Source organism: Aeromonas sp. FDAARGOS 1402, assembly GCF_019046925.1.
In the GTDB taxonomy this organism is placed as follows: Bacteria; Pseudomonadota; Gammaproteobacteria; order Enterobacterales; family Aeromonadaceae; genus Aeromonas; species Aeromonas caviae.
Genome location: NZ_CP077201.1, coordinates 1238813 through 1255318 on the forward strand (window position 1 = coordinate 1238813; position 16506 = coordinate 1255318).

11 protein-coding genes are annotated in these 16506 nt (G+C 63.7%); 5 read left to right on the plus strand and 6 right to left on the minus strand.

The features are described 5' to 3' along the window. Positions 1-270 precede the first annotated feature (270 nt). From I6L32_RS05950 to I6L32_RS05975, 6 genes are all read right to left on the minus strand, one after another. A complete protein-coding gene (locus tag I6L32_RS05950) occupies positions 271-2004 on the minus strand; it encodes a methyl-accepting chemotaxis protein (RefSeq protein ID WP_216944813.1) in 1734 nt (577 codons plus the stop codon). A gap of 57 nt (positions 2005-2061) precedes the next feature. Next, positions 2062-3072, minus strand: a complete 1011-nt coding sequence (mglC, locus tag I6L32_RS05955) for a galactose/methyl galactoside ABC transporter permease MglC (RefSeq protein WP_010676014.1) — start codon at positions 3070-3072, stop codon at positions 2062-2064. A 15-nt stretch (positions 3073-3087) separates the two neighbouring features. After that, the gene (gene mglA / locus I6L32_RS05960; RefSeq protein WP_010676015.1) at positions 3088-4608 is read right to left on the minus strand and encodes a galactose/methyl galactoside ABC transporter ATP-binding protein MglA; all 1521 of its coding nucleotides are present in this window, start codon (positions 4606-4608) and stop codon (positions 3088-3090) included. 53 nt (positions 4609-4661) lie between these two features. Then, positions 4662-5648 (minus strand): galactose/glucose ABC transporter substrate-binding protein MglB, encoded by a 987-nt coding sequence (gene mglB / locus I6L32_RS05965; RefSeq protein ID WP_010676016.1) that lies wholly within the window; start codon positions 5646-5648, stop codon positions 4662-4664. A gap of 219 nt (positions 5649-5867) precedes the next feature. Further along, positions 5868-8942, minus strand: a complete 3075-nt coding sequence (locus I6L32_RS05970; RefSeq protein WP_216944814.1) for a beta-galactosidase — start codon at positions 8940-8942, stop codon at positions 5868-5870. A gap of 647 nt (positions 8943-9589) precedes the next feature. Next, entirely contained in the window at positions 9590-10594 is a 1005-nt protein-coding gene (locus I6L32_RS05975) for a substrate-binding domain-containing protein (RefSeq protein WP_010676018.1), read from the minus strand. 216 nt (positions 10595-10810) lie between these two features. On the opposite strand from I6L32_RS05975, the gene galE reads away from it, so the two are divergent. The 5 genes from galE to I6L32_RS06000 all read left to right on the plus strand — a co-directional run bounded on the left by galE (position 10811) and on the right by I6L32_RS06000 (position 16311). After that, positions 10811-11824 (plus strand): UDP-glucose 4-epimerase GalE, encoded by a 1014-nt coding sequence (gene galE, locus I6L32_RS05980; RefSeq protein ID WP_143236930.1) that lies wholly within the window; start codon positions 10811-10813, stop codon positions 11822-11824. A gap of 49 nt (positions 11825-11873) precedes the next feature. Further along, positions 11874-12932 (plus strand): UDP-glucose--hexose-1-phosphate uridylyltransferase, encoded by a 1059-nt coding sequence (locus I6L32_RS05985; protein WP_216944815.1) that lies wholly within the window; start codon positions 11874-11876, stop codon positions 12930-12932. After that, positions 12929-14077: a galactokinase gene (galK, locus tag I6L32_RS05990; RefSeq protein ID WP_143236928.1), complete on the plus strand. Its 1149-nt coding sequence runs from the start codon at positions 12929-12931 to the stop codon at positions 14075-14077. The genes I6L32_RS05985 and galK overlap by 4 nt, the downstream gene beginning before the upstream one ends. Before the next feature lie 87 nt (positions 14078-14164). Then, on the plus strand, positions 14165-15172 hold the full coding sequence (locus I6L32_RS05995; protein ID WP_043153964.1) for a galactose-1-epimerase: 1008 nt from the start codon (positions 14165-14167) through the stop codon (positions 15170-15172). Positions 15173-15315: 143 nt separating this feature from the next. Then, complete coding sequence (locus tag I6L32_RS06000) at positions 15316-16311, plus strand: aldo/keto reductase (RefSeq protein WP_216944816.1); 996 nt, start codon at positions 15316-15318, stop codon at positions 16309-16311. Positions 16312-16506 lie beyond the last annotated feature (195 nt).

Sequence of the window (16506 nt, forward strand, 5' to 3'; positions counted from 1 at the left end):
AGGACGGAGAAAGTGCGACGGGAACGGATGACTCGTCAGGCCATGATGGCTAAAGGACACCCCAAAGGATTGGGAAGGGGAAACCTAAAGGAAGAGGTATAGTCAGGGATTGCAGGGAGCAACTTCGTTCAAGGATATGAGCGATAAGACTATCGGGGGCGACGCAAGTCGCCCCCATCTTTTTTTGGGTTTTTTTCACGTCTGCCCGCTGATGGGTTACCCCGGCCACGGCGTTGCTGGCCAGGATGCCCCGGATTCGCCCAGCCGGCGCTATTCCAGCCGGAAGTGCCCCACTATCTCCCGCAGCCTGTCATAGGTGCGCTGCATGGCGTTCGAGCTGTCCACGGTGCGCTCGCCATTCCCCTTGAGCTGGGTGATCACCTCGGCGATGGCACTCATGTTGCGATTGATCTCCTCGGCGACGGCACTCTGCTCCTCCGCGGCCGTGGCAATATGGCTGATGAGATCGTTGATCTCCACCACTTCTCCCGCCATCAGATCCAGTGACGCATTCACCTTGCTGGTGTTTTCCGCCGCATCCTGGCAACTCTGCCGGGTGTTGCCCATGGCGGCCACCACGGTCTGGGTGCCCCGTTGCAGCCTGGTCAGCATGGTCTGGATCTCGGCAGTGCTCTTCTGGGTGCGCCCCGCCAGAGAGCGCACTTCGTCCGCCACCACCGCAAACCCCCGCCCCTGCTCCCCGGCCCGGGCCGCCTCGATGGCGGCGTTGAGGGCCAGCAGGTTGGTCTGCTCTGCGATGCCACCGATGACCCCGAGAATCGAGCCTATCTGCTGCACATCCTGCTGCATGGCTTCGATGGAGTGTGCCGTGGTCTCCACCTCCGTCACCAGCGCAGTGACGCTGGCCATGGCCTGATCCACCACATGACGCGACTGGTTGGCCAGTTGCTGGCTCTGGCCAGTCAGCTGGGCAGTATTGGCCGCGCTCTCCGATACCGAGACGGCAGTACGGCTCATCTCGTTGATGGCGGTGACCACCTGTTCGGTCTCCCGCACATGCTCGGCCAGCAGGCCCTGGGCTGACCCCGTCTGCCTCGCCAATGCCGATATCCCTTCATTGAGCTGGCCGCTCGCTTGTCTCACCTCCCCCATCATGCCCTGCAACTGCTCGATGAAACGGTTGATGCCCGCCGAGATCTGGCCGAGATCATCCTTGCTGGTCACCGTGAGCCGACGGGTCAGATCCCCATTGCCCTGGGAGAGCTCCTGCACCAGGTCGCGCAGGGAGAGGATGGGTCTATAGGCCAGGTTGAGGGCCACCATGGAGAGGGCCAGTACCAGCGCCGCCACCCCGAGCAGGGCCAGGGTGATCTTGCCGTTGAGCGCCTGGGTCATGGCCCGGATATAGTCGAGATCCACATAACCGGTCAGGGTCCACTCGCTGCCGCGAATATCCAGCTTGTTGGGGCGGCTCTCGCTCTCTCCCTGGGGCTTGCTGCTGTAGAGCACCTGTCCCTGACTGTCGGTGAGGGAGAAGTAACGCCCTTCTCCGCTTACCTTGGTCAGCAGCGTCTTGAATTCGCTCATGTCGAGGTAGTAGAGGTAGGCGGAGTCTGCACCGCGCGGCACCAGGATGGAGATGACGGGTTTGCCGTCCAGCTGCTCCAGCGGGCTGACGGTGATCTGGTTGTTGGCGGCGGGGATCAGCTTGCGCAGGGCGTCAACCCTGGCCTTGTCGTCGATGACCCCGTTCGCGTCGAATGCCATGTCGCCAATGAGCTTGACGATGTTGTGAAAGCCGGTCTCCTGCAGCGCCTTCTTGACGCTGGTCACCCCGAGGTTGAGGTTGGCGGCCAGCAGCACCTTCTGGTTGATGTCACCCGCCAGCTTCTCCCTGACCAGGGTGATCTGCTCGTTGATGTTCTGGGTGGCCTGGGTGCGGATGTAGCCGCTGATGAAGTGGTTGACGCTGAACCAGGCGGTACCGATGGTGACCAGAATGGCGAGCAGCAACAGCACGTTGATTTTGACTTTGAATGCCATGGTATGGGTCCCTCCAAAGAGAAAGGGCCGGGATGACCCGGCCCTCCCTGCCAATGCTTACTTCTTCTTGGCGTACTTCATGGAGTCCAGGGCTACCGCCAGGATGATGATGCCGCCCTTGATGATGAACTGCCAGTAAGGGCTGACACCGATGTAGGTCAAACCATAGTTGATCAGCGTGAAGATAAGTACGCCGGTGATCACACCCGCGACAGTTCCCACACCGCCGGCAAACGAAACGCCCCCCACCACGCAGGCCGCGATGGCATCCAGCTCGTACATGAAGCCGAGGTTGTTGGTGGCACTGCCGATCCGCCCCGCTTCCAGCATGCCGCCGAAGGCGTAGAAGACACCGGCCAGGGCATAGATGACCACCAGGTTGACGGCGACGTTGACACCGGACACCTTGGCCGCTTCCGGGTTGCCACCGATGGCGAAGATGTTCTTGCCAAAGCGGGTCTTGTTCCACAGCACCCAGACGAAGACGCTGGCGATGGCCGCATAGAAGGTCAGGTACGAGAGCTTGAACCCGCCAATCCGGATGAAGCCCTGCGCAAAGTTGGAGAAGCGAGGATCAAACCCGGCCACCGGAGAAGCACCCACGGAGTCGAAATAGAGGGAGTTGATACCGTAGACGATGATCATGGTGCCCAGGGTGGTGATGAAGGGCGTCACGTTCAGGTAGGCGACGATCAGGCCGTTGACCAGACCAATCAGGGCCCCCACCACGCACACCAGGAGGATCACCGCCGGAATGGGCACCTCCCCCAGGGTGGGGAAGACCTTGTTCACGTTGGTCAGGGCCTGCAGCATGGTGGCCGCGATCAGCGCCGCCAGACCGACCTGACGACCGGCCGACAGGTCAGTACCCTGGGTGATGATGATGCCCGCCACCCCGAGGGCAATGATGACCCGTACCGAGGACTGGGTCAGGATGTTGCTGAGGTTGGTGAGGCTGAGGAAGGATGGCTCCTTGATCACGATGATCATGAGCAACACCAGCAACACCACATAGATGCCGTTCTCTTTGAGCGCCTGCATCAGATTGAAATTTTTAGCCGACTCCATAATGTCTTCCTGTCTTTATAGGTACAGAGATGCCAGGCGCAGGATCTCGCTCTGGTCAGTTTCTTTGGTGTTGACGATCCCCGCGACCCGGCCATTGCTCATGACCATGATGCGGTCCGTGATGCCGAGCAGTTCCGGCATTTCGGAGGAGATGATGACGATGCCCTTGTCCTTCTTCGCCAGCTCCAGGATGAGCTGGTAGATCTCGAACTTGGCGCCGACGTCGATACCCCGGGTCGGTTCATCCAGCATCAGGATCTCGGGCTGGGTCAGCAGCCAGCGACCGATGATCACCTTCTGCTGGTTGCCACCGGAGAGGGAGCCGATCTGAGTCTGCTGGGTCGGTGTCTTGACCCGCATGGAGTCGATGACCCACTGGGTATCGCTCTTCATCTTGTTGTCGCTGAGCAGCCCCATGGATCCCTTGTAGTTGTCCATGTTGGCGATCAGGGAGTTGAAGGCGATGTCGAGGCGTGAATAGATCCCGGTGGAGCGGCGCTCCTCGGTCACCAGGGCGAAGCCGTTCTGGATCGCCTCGTGGGCGTTGTGGTTCGCCACCTCTTTGCCGTGCAGCTTGATGGTCCCTTCGCTGCGATCGCGGATGCCGAACAGGGTCTCCACGATGTCGGTGCGCTTGGCCCCCACCAGACCGGCGATGCCGAGGATCTCCCCCTTGTGCAGGTTGAAGGTCACGTCCTTGATGGAAGGCTGGTTCTTGGCCGTCAGGTGCTCGACCTCGAGGATCACCTCTTTGGGCTGGTTGGTTTTTTCCGGGAAGCGCTGGGTGAGCTCGCGGCCGACCATCATGCCGATGATCTGATCCATGGTCATGCCCTTGAGGGGCTGGGTCGCCACCCACTGGCCATCCCGCAATATGGTGATCTCGTCACAGAGCTGGAAGATCTCTTCCATCTTGTGGGAGATGTAGACGATGCCGCACCCCTTCTCCTTGAGCTTGTTGATGATCTTGAAGAGATGGTTGACCTCTTTCTCGGTCAGGGAGGAGGTGGGTTCGTCCATGATGACGATCTTGGCGTCATAGGAGAATGCCTTGGCAATCTCGATCATCTGCATCTGGGAAACCGACAGGGTGCCGACCTTGACCCTGGGGTCGATGTCGATGTCCAGCTCCTCGAAGATATGCTTGGTGTCCTGATACATCTTGCCGTGGTCGACAAACAGTCCCTTGGTGGGATAGCGGCCGAGCCACATGTTGTCCATCACGGTGCGTTGCAGTACCAGGTTCAGCTCCTGGTGCACCATGGAAACGCCATTCTCCAGCGCCTCTTTGGACGAGGTGAAGTTGATCTCCTGTCCCTTGAAGAAGATCTTGCCCTGATCCTTCTCGTAGATGCCGAACAGGCACTTGAGCAGCGTGGACTTCCCTGCGCCATTCTCGCCCATCAACGCATGCACAGAATGAGGACGGACCCGTAAATTGACATTATCGAGTGCCTTGACGCCAGGAAAGCTCTTACTGACGTCAATCATCTCCAACAGCCATTCTGATTGTTGCCGTGTTGTCATATCAGCCATCACATCTGGTTGAAAAGAGGGCAAGGGGATCTCCCTTGCCCTGAGGGGAGGAATTACTCGAATTGGGACAGGTTGTCTTTGTCTACGCCCACGTAGGCAACGCGGACGACCTTGTTGTCGATCTTCCAGTTGGTGCCTTCACCGGCCGGCTTGCCTTCGGCCAGGTTCTTGGTCAGCTCGAAGGTGGCCTTGGCCTGGTTGGCCGCATCGTTCAGCACGGTACCAGCCATGGCACCGCTCTTGACCATGGCCAGGGCTTCCGGCAGGGCGTCAACACCGAACACCGGGATGGCGGTCTTGCCCTGGGCCTTCAGGGATTCCACGGCGCCCATCGCCATGCCGTCGTTGTTGGCGATGACCACTTCGATCTTGTTGGCGTTCGGACCGGAGATCCAGGCGTCCATCTTGTCCTTGGCCATGGCGGTATCCCACATACCGGTATCCATGTGCAGCTGCTCGGTCTTGATGCCGCCATCGTTCAAGGTCTTGACGACGTAGGTGGTGCGGGCTTCCGCATCCGGGTGACCAGGCTCACCCTTGAGCAGCACGAACTGGATGACGCCATCCTTGTTCAGATCCCACTCGGGGTGCGCTTTCCAGTGCTTGGCGATCAGCTGGCCCTGAATGATTCCGGACTCCTTGGAGTCGGTGCCCACGTAGTAGGCCTTGTCATAGCTGGCCAGGTCGGCCGCGCTCGGTTCCTTGTTGTAGAAGACCACGGGGATCTCGTCCGCACGGGCTTTCTCAATCACGACAGGGGCCGCCGCCGGGTCAACCAGGTTGATGGCCAGGGCCTTCACGCCCTTGGCCAGCAGCACGTCGATCTGGTCGTTCTGCTTGGACTGGTCGTTCTGGGAGTCGTTCATCAGCAGTTCCACACCCGGGGTGGCCGCCGCTTCTTTCTCGATGGCCTTGCGCACCACGGCCATGAAGTTGTCGTCGTACTTGTAGACGGTGACCCCGATACGGGTATCGGCCTGGGCTTGGGCTCCCGCCATCAGTCCCATCAGCAAGGTGGCAACTGTCGTGAGTTTTTTCATTGTTATGCTCCGATCTCTATCTGTTTTTTGTAGGGAATGCTGTACACCGTTTGAGCTGGCGCCAGCCTAATGTAATCAGTTTGTTGTGAGGCGGTCTGTGATCCTGGCAACAAAATGAAAACGTTTACACTCTGTTACATAGCCGTAATATTGTTAAAAATTAAATAGTTACGTGAGAAACTGCCTTTGAGTCTCGCCATCTCGCGACGGCGGGTCCGGCTAGCTCAGACGGCAGTGCCACTGATAACGCCCCGGCAACAGCCAGAACTCGGGCCGCACGCTCTGGCTCCAGGAGTCGTCGCCTCCCACCCCCATGTGGAAGCCATCGAGGCACAGGTGCGTGCCCCCCAGAGCCACCAGATCGGTCTGGTGACGGGCTTCGGCCAGCTGCTGCTGACTGTAGCGGCTGACGCTGAAGTGGAAGCGCCCCTCCACCGCCAGATCCCCCAGTTGCAGTGCGCGGGTATCGCAGCGCAGTCCGTTGTCGGTCGGGAAGACATAAGGGGTGTGCAACGCCTCGATGGGCAATTGCCAGCGACCGAGATCGGCGGCGAGCCGGCGATCCGGGTAATTCTCGTGGGGGCCAAGCCCCAGCCAGCTCACCGGGGCACCTTCGGCCGGTTCATCAGCCAGCCAGAGCCGGGCACCGATGCGCGGCAGGGAGGGCATGTCGGCGGCCACCTCCACCTCGATGGCGAGGTGCATGGCGCCCTCCCCGTCCACCCTGTGATGCCAGCGGGTCAGGATCTTCGGCTCGTCACCCACGAAGTAGCCGTGGTGCGCCGTGATGAGACCCAGCTCCGGACTCGCCTCCAGGCCGAGACAGCGGTGCTGCAGATCATTGAGTCCGGCCTCCTGCCAGCGGGCAATCCAGGCGTTGGGATCGGCGTGATCCGCCTCGCTGGTGCCGATATCGTTGTCGAGCGGCGCCCGATAGAAGTGATCGGCGATGGCGTCGCACAGCCGCTCGCGGCCCTGCTTCTGCCAGCTGACGATGCGACCACTGGCTTTGTCGAGCTGCCACAGGGAATCTGCGGCGCCAAGCACCCAGTGATCGCGCTGCTCGGTCAGGCTGACCGCCGGGCAGGCCGACGGCAGCGCCAGGGGCGCGGGCAACAGGCATTGCTGGCGAGCCACCTCGTGACCCGCTCCGGCCCAGGCCGTGGCGGTGGGCTGCACGATGGCGAGATCCAGCCAGGCGAGCGCCCCCGGCGCAAAGGCCGGCAATTGCTCCAGCAGGGTCAGCGTCATGCTCCCCCGGGGGGCCAGCTCGAGCGGGCATTCACCCTGGCTCACCACCACGCCGTCTTCACACAGACGCCACAGCAGGCGTTCGTTGTCCGTCTCGCGGAACAGGTATTCGCTGCGGATCTCCACCGTCAGCGGCTGGCGACCCTGCAGGGTCAGAACAAAGGGCTGCTGGGCACGCCGGGCTTCAAACAGGGAGGGATGGGGGGTGCGATCGGGGAACAGCAGGCCGTTGCAGCAGAACTGGCGATCGTTCGGAGTGTCGCCGAAATCGCCACCATAGGCCCAGAAATGGCGGCCATCGTCGGTCTGCTTGTCCAGCCCCTGATCGACCCAATCCCAGACAAACCCACCCTGCAGCCGCGGATGATCGCGAAATGCCTGCCAGTAATGGGCATAGCCCCCCAGGCTGTTGCCCATGGCGTGGGCGTATTCGCACAGGATCAGCGGCCGGGTCTCTTCCGGCAGGCCGATCCACTTGGCCAGCGCCCACTTGGGCACCGCCGGGAAGGGTTGATCCTGATGGGTACGGGCATACATGGGGCAGATGATGTCGGTGGCCGGGGTGTCGGCCCCGCCCCCTTCGTACTGCACCGGGCGGCTGGGATCCGCCCCCTTCACCCAGCGATACATGGCGTCGTGGGCCGGGCCATAACCGGATTCATTCCCCAGGGACCAGATGATGATGCAGGGGTGGTTGAAGTCCCGGGCCACCATGCGGGTAACCCGCTCCAGGAAGGCGTTGCTCCAGGCGGGATCCCGCGCCAGCCGCCCCATGGGGGTCATGCCGTGGGTCTCCAGGTTCGCCTCGTCCACCACATAGAGGCCGAGCCGGTCGCACAGGCGATAGAGCTCGGGGTGATTGGGATAGTGAGAGCAGCGCACCGCGTTGAAGTTGTGCCGCTTCATCAGCAGCAGATCCTGCTCCATGTCGGCCGGGGTCACCACGTGACCCGTGGCGGGATGGTGTTCATGGCGATTGGCACCACGAATCAGCAGGGGTTGGCCGTTGACCCGCAGCAGGCCGCCACGGATCTCCACCGCCCGAAAGCCCACGTCATGGGCCTCGCTCTCGAGGACGCTTCCCTGCTCGCCCAGCAGGGTCAGGGTCAGGCGATAGAGGTGCGGGGTCTCGGCGCTCCACTTGTGTGGGGCCGTTACCGTCAGCCACAGCTCGGCGCGATCGTCATACACCCCTTTCTCGTCGATGGCCTGGGTGCCGATCCGCTGGCGCAGGGTCGCAACCCGCTCGTCGCCATCATAGAGGTTGGCCTCCACCGACAGACCGGCTCCGTTGGCCGCCTGCAATTCAACCTTGAGGCGGGCATCCCGGTAGCAGGCGTCGAGCTCGGGCGTCACCCGGATATCCATCAGATGACGGGCCGGTTTGTGCAGCAGGCTGACGGAGCGGAAGATGCCGCTCATGCGCCACATGTCCTGATCTTCCAGATAGGAGCCGTCAGACCAGCGCAGCACCAGGACGGCGAGGCGGTTGGCCCCGGCCTGAAGGAAGGGGGTCAGATCGAATTCCGCCGGCAGCCGGCTGTCCTGGGAGTAACCGACCCAGCGGCCGTTGCAGAAGAGATGAAACGCGCTGTCCACCCCGTCGAAGATGATCCGGGTCTGCCCCTCGGCCAGCCAGTCCGCAGCAACGGTGAACTCGCGGGAGTAGCAACCGGTGGGATTCTCGGCAGGCACCCGGGGCGGGTCGCAGGGAAAGGGGTACTTGATGTTGGTGTAGATGGGCACATCCGTGACGGGCCGCGCCCCCGGATAGGCCGCAGCCAGTTGCCAGTTGCCCGGCACCTTGATGGGGCAGGCATCCGGCAGATCCTCCACCAGCCACTGCTCCGGCACCCGCTCCGGGGCCTCGAACCAGGAGAACTGCCACTCGCCGTCCAGCAGCAGGCGGGAAGGTGACAACCCCCCCATCCTGGCTTCCCCTTCACTGCGCCAACTGGACAAGGGGGTATGGGCTGGCAACCGGTTCACGGCGGTGATCCCCTGGGTCTGCCAATCCTGACGGGCCACTATCTCCCTGAGCATGCTTCACTTCTCCCTGCATTCACGCTGAAAACCACTGCAGTGTAGGAGAGTTTTGCCCGGTGATCGGCGATCCCGCTCACACAGATGTAAACGATTACACTCGTTTTGTTAAGTAAAACGGAGTAAAAATCGGATAAATCCGGGTAAATGACCCCACGGGGAAAAAGCGGACCTTCGGAAGGGCAGAAGATGCCCGGGAGTGTGAAACCGGGAGGCAATGGCCGAGCCAGCGGAGCAAGCCATGGCAAAGACCCGACATCGCGCCCCCCTCGCCTCATCAGGCGCTGGAGCGCCTCAACCCGGTTCCGGGCACGCACGCAGCCCGGCCTCTCGAAGGAGTGTGCAGAGGCCACGAGCGCCCCTGCCCGGCGCAGAGAAAAGCCATGGCGAGCGTCTGGCAGGATCTGGCCGGAAGTGAGGCTCGGCAGGCCGGGGGAGAGGTGCTCGTGACAGACGAGCGGGAAGAGCTGCCGAGTTCGGTAGGCAGGGAGTGTGAGGGGACGGTTGTCACTCCTCAGACAGTCCTTTATGGTCTGCGCTAGCCATGCTCTGAGCTACCTATCGTCTGAGCTATGGGGCGCTTTATGGGCTGCAGTCCGGGCTCGCCAGGCGCAGCGCTTGCGCCGACGGGGGCGCAAGCGCTGCGATCAGGACCTGACGGGAGCGACCGAATGGCGGTTGATCAGGGTGGGGGTATAGATGCGGCTCTGCACCGATTCGCTCTCCCCTGCGGCGAGTTGCAGCGCCAGCTTGGCCGCCTGGGCCGCCATCAGCTCGATGGGATAGCGCATGGTGGAGAGCTTGGGTCTCAGGTATCTGGCGTAGATGATGTCATCGAAGCCTACCACCGAGACCTCTTCCGGCACCTTGAGGCCGTTGTCCGCCAGCACGGAGATGGCCCCTGCCGCCATGGCGTCGTTGTAGGCCACCACCGCCGTGATGGGCAACCCCTTGGCCAGCAGGTTGAGCATGGCGCGCTCGCCCCCCTCTTCATTGGGCATGCCGCTCTCCACCAGCTCGGGATCGGCGAAGACCTCCGCCTCCGCCAGGGCATCCTGATAGCCCTGGTGGCGCAACAGCGCATCCTCGATGGCGTGATCCGAGCTCAGGAAGGCGATATGGCGGTGGCCGAGATCCAGCAGATGACGGGTGGCTGTCGCCGCACCCTGGCGGTTGTTGAGGGCGATGCAGCGCCCCCTCAGACTCGGAATGTCGCGGTTGATCAGCACCATGCCGGGGGCGCGCAGGGCGTAGTCGACCAGCTCCTCGTCGCCGAGCGCCTTGCTGTGCACCACCAGTGCCTCGCAGCGTTTGCCGATGAGCAGCTCGATGGCCTCCCGCTCCTGCTGGGCGCGGTGAAAACCATTACCCATCAACAGGTGCAAGCCCTGCTCCACCGCCACTGCCGCGACCCCTTTGACCAGGGCGCCGAAGAAGGGATCCGCCACGTCCCCCACCACCACTCCCATGGTGTCACAGGTCTGGCTGACCAGGGCCCGCGCGTTGGCGTTGGGGGTATAGCCCAGCTCGGCCATGGCCTTCAGCACCACCTCGCGGGAGGCGGCACTGGCCTTGGGTGAGTTGTTCATCACCCGTGAAACCGTTGCCACTGACACATTGGCCAAACGGGCGACATCCTTGATGGTGCTCATACTGTTTTCACTTATTTCACGCTGCGACTGGCCGCATTATACCGTTCAATGTCACTGATAACAGGGGGAAAAATCAGAACTTGCCACATTGGTCGATGAAAACAAGTGTAATCGTTTACACATATTTGTTAAGCAGCTCACAGTTTGCCCGTCAGCCCCTCGGCTAGACTCCTGCTCAGGCTTTCCTGATGCGAGGAGTTGAGGGTGGAACAACGGATGAAAGTACTGGTCACCGGCGGTTGCGGCTACATCGGCAGCCACACCTGTCTGGCCTTGCAGGCCGCAGGCATGGAGCCCGTGGTGGTGGACAACCTCTGCAACAGCAAGGCGGGCGTCCTGACCCGTGTCGCCGCCATCAGCGGGCGCGAGCCCCGTTTCTACGAAGGGGACATCCGTGACCCGGCCCTACTGGATCGCATCTTCAGCGAGCAGCACATCGACGCCGTGATCCACTTCGCCGCCCTCAAGGCGGTCGGCGAGTCGACCCGCATCCCGCTGGACTACTACGAGAACAACCTGAGCGGCACCCTGGTATTGCTGCAGGCGATGAAACTGGCCGGGGTACGCAATCTGGTGTTCAGCTCGTCGGCCACCGTCTACGGCGATCCCGCCAGCACCCCGATCCGGGAAGATTTCCCCCGCAGCGCCACCAACCCCTACGGCCGATCCAAGCTGATCATCGAGGAGATCCTCGAGGATCTGCAGCGGGCCGAGCCCCACTGGAGCATGACCCTGCTGCGCTATTTCAACCCCGTCGGCGCCCACGAGTCCGGCACCCTGGGGGAGGATCCCCAGGGCATCCCCAACAATCTGATGCCGTTTTTGACCCAGGTCGCCATCGGCCGGCGCGACTGCCTCTCGGTCTTTGGTAACGATTACCCAACCGTCGACGGCACCGGGGTGCGCGACTACATCCACGTGATGGATCTCGCCGAAGGACACGTCAAGGCTCTGGAACACTGCGCCGGACGGGGCGGTGTCCACGCCTACAACCTGGGCACGGGCCAGGGCCAGAGCGTGTTGCAGATGGTCGCGGCGTTCGAGGCCGCCTGCGGTCGGCCCCTTCCCTACCGGATCGAGCCACGGCGCCCCGGCGACATCGCCGAGTGCTGGGCCGATCCCGCCAAGGCCGCTCGGGAACTGGACTGGCACGCCAGCCGGGATCTCGCCGCCATGTGCGCCGACAGCTGGCGCTGGCAGTCCGCCAACCCCAATGGTTACGAGGCGTAGGCCCTGGCCTGCGCCTTCGGATGTATTCAATTCACACACTGGAGTGATGATGTTCAACCCCGTTGATCACCCCCACCGCCGCTTCAACCCGCTCACCGGCCAGTACGTGCTGGTCTCCCCTCACAGGGCCAAGCGCCCCTGGCAAGGCCAGGTCGAGAAGGTGAGCCTGGCGCCGAGCCAGGCCCATGATCCCGACTGCTTCCTCTGTGCGGGCAACACCCGGGTGACCGGCGATATCAACCCCGACTATCAGGGCACCTTCGTCTTTACCAACGACTTCGCCGCCCTGATGCAGGACACCCCGGCCGCTGACGCGGCGCCGGATCCCCTGCTGAAGCTGGAAGCCGCCCGGGGCACCAGCCGGGTCATCTGCTTCTCGCCGGATCACGGCAAGACCCTGCCCGAGCTGCCCCTGCCTGCCATCGAGCAGGTGATCACCACCTGGATGGACCAGGTGGCCGAGCTCTCTGACCAGTGGGAATGGGTGCAAGTCTTTGAAAACAAGGGCGCCGTCATGGGCTGCTCCAACCCGCACCCTCACGGCCAGCTCTGGGGCAGCGACTTCCTGCCCAACGAGATTGTCCGGGAAGAGGCGCACCAGCGCGCCTGGCTGGCCGAACACGGCCGCCCCCTGCTGCTGGACTATGTGGAGCGGGAGCTGGCGGATCGCTCCCGCATCGTGGTGGAGACCGCTCACTGGCTGGCGGTGGTGCCCTTCTGGGCGGCCTGGCCGTTCGAGACCCTGCTGCTGCCCAAGGCCCATGTCCCCTCCATGCTGGATCTCACCCGGGAACAGCAACAGGACCTGGCCATCGCGCTCAAGGAGCTCACCAGCCGCTACGACAATCTGTTCCAGTGCAGCTTCCCCTACTCCATGGGCTGGCACTTCGCCCCGCCCCGTTCCGACTGCCCCGAGGCGTGGCAACTGCACGCCCACTTCTATCCGCCCCTGCTGCGCTCCGCCACGGTGCGCAAATTCATGGTGGGCTTCGAGATGCTGGCCGAAACCCAGCGCGATCTCACCCCGGAACAGGCGGCGGAACGGCTGCGCGCCCTCAGTCCCATCCACTACAACGACCAGAACCAGTCCAACGAGGAGGCCCTATGACCCCGAGCCAGCGCGTCAGCGCCGTGTTTGCCGAACAGTTTGAGCAACAACCCGACCTGCTGGTACGGGCTCCAGGCCGCGTCAACCTCATCGGCGAGCACACCGACTACAACGACGGCTTCGTGCTGCCCTGCGCCATCGACTACGAGACCTGCGTCGCCATCGGCCTGCGCGGCGACAACCTGGTCGAAGTGATCGCCGCCGACTACGACAACCAGCGCGACCGGTTCAGTCTCGATCACCCCATCGAGCACCACCCCAGCCAGCGCTGGAGCGACTACATCCGCGGCGTGGTGAAACACCTGCAGGCACGGGGCCACGCCCTGCGCGGCCTCAATCTGGTGGTCTCCGGCAACGTGCCCCAGGGGACGGGTCTCTCCTCCTCTGCTTCCCTGGAGGTGGCCATCGGCCAGGCCTTCAAGGAGGCCCAGGGGCTGGCCATCAGCCAGGCGGAAATCGCCCTCAACGGCCAGCAGGCGGAGAACCAGTTCGTCGGCTGCAACTGCGGCATCATGGATCAGATGATCTCCGCGAGCGGCAAGCAGGATCACGCCCTGTTGCTCGATTGCCGTTCCCTGGAGACCCGGCTCATCCCCATGCCCACCGATCTGGCGGTGCTCATCGTCAACTCCAACGTGCGCCGCGGCCTGGTGGACAGCGAATACAACACCCGTCGCCAGCAGTGCGAAACCGCCGCCCGTCACTACGGGGTCAAAGCCCTGCGCGACCTGGATCTGGCGACGCTGGAAGCGGGCAAGGCCGGTCTGGACGAGGCCTGCTATCGCCGTGCCCGCCACGTGGTCGGCGAGAACGCCCGCACTCTGGCGGCGGCCGATGCGCTGGCACAGGGCGATCTGGTGCGCCTCGGTGAGCTGATGGGCCAGTCCCACGCCGCCATGCGCGATGACTTCGAGATCACCGTGCCCTCCATCGACGGCCTGGTGGAGATCATCAAGGCCCGGATCGGCAGCGAAGGCGGTGTGCGCATGACCGGCGGCGGTTTTGGCGGCTGCGTGGTCGCCCTGCTGCGCCCCGAGAAGGTGGCCGAGGTGATCGCCGTGGTGGAGGCGGAATACCCGGCCCGTTTCGGCCTCAAGGCGGACTGCTACGTCTGCCGTGCCAGCGCAGGGGCCGGCAGACTGTAACGCACGCCTGACAACGGGTGACGCCCCCTGCCCGGCACTCGCGACGCCGGCAGGGGGCGACGGGATCACGACGGGGAACCGCAAACCATGATGAGATTCGAGCTGGAAAACGAGGAGGGACTGCGGCTGCGCGGTCTCACATACGGGGCCACCCTCACCTCCCTCACCCTGCCGGTGGCGGGAGAGCGGCGGGAGGTGCTGCTGGGCTGCGCCGACGAGGCCTACCTCACCCAGCAGGTATGGCTGGGGGCCGTGGCGGGGCGCTTTGCCAACCGCATCGGCGGCGCCCGCCTTGAGCGGGAAGGCCAGTGCTGGACGCTGGACGCCAACCAGGGGGCCAACTGCCTGCACGGCGGGCGCGACGGGTTCCATCGCCGCACCTGGCAGATCAAGGAGCAGGAGGCGGACAGGGTCAAGCTGGCGCTCCTCTCCCGGGCGGGGGATCAGGGCTTTCCCGGCAATCTGAGGGTGAGCCTGGAGTATCGGCTGGAGCAGTGCGATCTGGTGGTCGACTTCTGCGCCAGCACGGACGCCCCCAGTCCGGTCAGCCTCACCAGCCACGCCTACTTCAACCTGGATGGCGGTGGCGACATCCGCCACCACACCATCAGCCTCGACGCCGACCGCTACCTGCCCACGGATGACCAGAGCCTGCCGCTGGCCATCGCCCCGGTGGAAGGCCCCTTCGATCTGCGCGCCCCCCGCCCCATCGGCCAGGCGTGGCTGGACCACCCTCAGCAGCAGTTGGCCAAGGGGTACGATCACGCATTTCTGCTCAACAACAGCGATTTTGAGCCTGCTGATGAGCCGTTTGGTGGATCCAATCAGCCATGGGCCGCCCGGGTGATCTCGGGGGATGGCAAGCTGACCATGGCGGTCTACACCAATCAGCCCTCCCTGCAGTTCTACAGCGGCAACTGGCTGACCGGCACACCGGATCGTCAGGGCCGACCCTACCGGGATTACGACGGCTTCTGCCTGGAGGCCCAGCAATTGCCCGACAGCCCGAACCGGCCCGCCCTCGGCGATCCCTGGTTGCTGCCGGGGCAGCGTTATCGCCACCAGACCCGTTATCGCTTTATTCCTGCCCCCTGACAGCCCCGCTCGGGCAGACGAAGGGGCCCGGGCGCGCCGCCACGTCATGGCGGCCCCGATGGCACCGCCGAATCAGCCGGAGTGAGGCCCGCCGCAGGGCCCGTCGCTCCTCATTGCACACCAGCCCAAGGAACCGCACCGTGATGGATGACAACTACCTCGCCGCCCCCGACCGCTACCAGCGCCAGCCCTACCGAGCGGCGGGCCGCCACGGCCTGCGCCTGCCCGGCATCGGTCTGGGCCTTTGGCACAACTTCGGCGCCGGGAGCGATCCCGCCACCGCGAAGGCCATGGTGCACCAGGCGTTCGATCTGGGGATCACTCACTTCGATCTCGCCAACAACTACGGGCCGCCGCCGGGATCTGCCGAACTGGCCTTCGGCACGCTGCTCAAGAGGAGCCTAGCTCCCTATCGGGACGAGCTCATCATCGCCAGCAAGGCGGGCTACGTGATGTGGGACGGCCCCTACGGCGATGGCGGCAGCGCCAAGTACCTCTTCGCCAGCCTGCACCAGAGCCTGCGCCGTCTGGGCCTCGACTACGTGGACATCTTCTATCACCACAGGCCGGATCCCCGCACCCCGCTCGAGGAGACCTGCCAGGCCCTGGCCCTGATGGTGCGCCAGGGCAAGGCGCTCTACATCGGCCTCTCCAACTACCCGGCCCCGCTCGCGGCCAAGGCTGCCGCCCGGCTGGCAGAGCTCGGCACCCCCTGCCTGGTCAACCAGCTCAAATACTCCCTGTTCCAGCGCGATATTGAGCCCGACACCCTGCCGGTCTGCCGGGAGCACGGCATGGGGGTGGTCGCCTTCTCGCCCCTGGCGGGGGGGCTGCTGAGCGATCGCTACCTGGCGGGCATTCCCGCGGATTCCCGCGCCGCCAGTGCCAGCCCCTTCCTCACGGCGGACCAGATCACCGAGGAGAAGCTCGCCACCGTCCGCGCCCTGCATGCACTGGCCCTGCAACGGGGTCAGTCCCTGTCGCAACTCGCACTGCAATGGGTGCTGCGCGACCCCGTGGTGAGCTGCGCCCTGATCGGCGCCAGCCATCCCCAACAGATAACGAGCGCCGTCGACGCCCTGGGGCAGCCCCCCCTGGACGATGATCTTCAACAGAAAATCCTGTCCATATTGGCCTGACAGCACAAAGAGATCATAAAACAGAGGGCATCTGGCGTGACTGCCCTGTCAGAACGTGACGGGGCAGTCATGGCTTCTGACAGCATGCGGCAAGCCGCGCCCTGCATGGTCCGCCAGCGCCCTTTCCCGGCCGGAACAGGGCGCTGAAATCCCCAATATTCACTGGTTGCCCGCGCGATTTTCCGCCATCATTGG

Coding starts and splice junctions, on each gene's coding strand:
- I6L32_RS05950 (WP_216944813.1), bottom strand. CDS start 2,004: ATGGCATTCAAAGTCAAAATCAACGTGCTGTTGCTGCTCGCCATTCTG.
- I6L32_RS05985 (WP_216944815.1), top strand. CDS start 11,874: ATGTTCAACCCCGTTGATCACCCCCACCGCCGCTTCAACCCGCTCACC.
- I6L32_RS05970 (WP_216944814.1), bottom strand. CDS start 8,942: ATGCTCAGGGAGATAGTGGCCCGTCAGGATTGGCAGACCCAGGGGATC.
- mglB (WP_010676016.1), bottom strand. CDS start 5,648: ATGAAAAAACTCACGACAGTTGCCACCTTGCTGATGGGACTGATGGCG.
- I6L32_RS05995 (WP_043153964.1), top strand. CDS start 14,165: ATGATGAGATTCGAGCTGGAAAACGAGGAGGGACTGCGGCTGCGCGGT.
- galE (WP_143236930.1), top strand. CDS start 10,811: ATGAAAGTACTGGTCACCGGCGGTTGCGGCTACATCGGCAGCCACACC.
- I6L32_RS05975 (WP_010676018.1), bottom strand. CDS start 10,594: ATGAGCACCATCAAGGATGTCGCCCGTTTGGCCAATGTGTCAGTGGCA.
- galK (WP_143236928.1), top strand. CDS start 12,929: ATGACCCCGAGCCAGCGCGTCAGCGCCGTGTTTGCCGAACAGTTTGAG.
- mglA (WP_010676015.1), bottom strand. CDS start 4,608: ATGGCTGATATGACAACACGGCAACAATCAGAATGGCTGTTGGAGATG.
- mglC (WP_010676014.1), bottom strand. CDS start 3,072: ATGGAGTCGGCTAAAAATTTCAATCTGATGCAGGCGCTCAAAGAGAAC.
- I6L32_RS06000 (WP_216944816.1), top strand. CDS start 15,316: ATGGATGACAACTACCTCGCCGCCCCCGACCGCTACCAGCGCCAGCCC.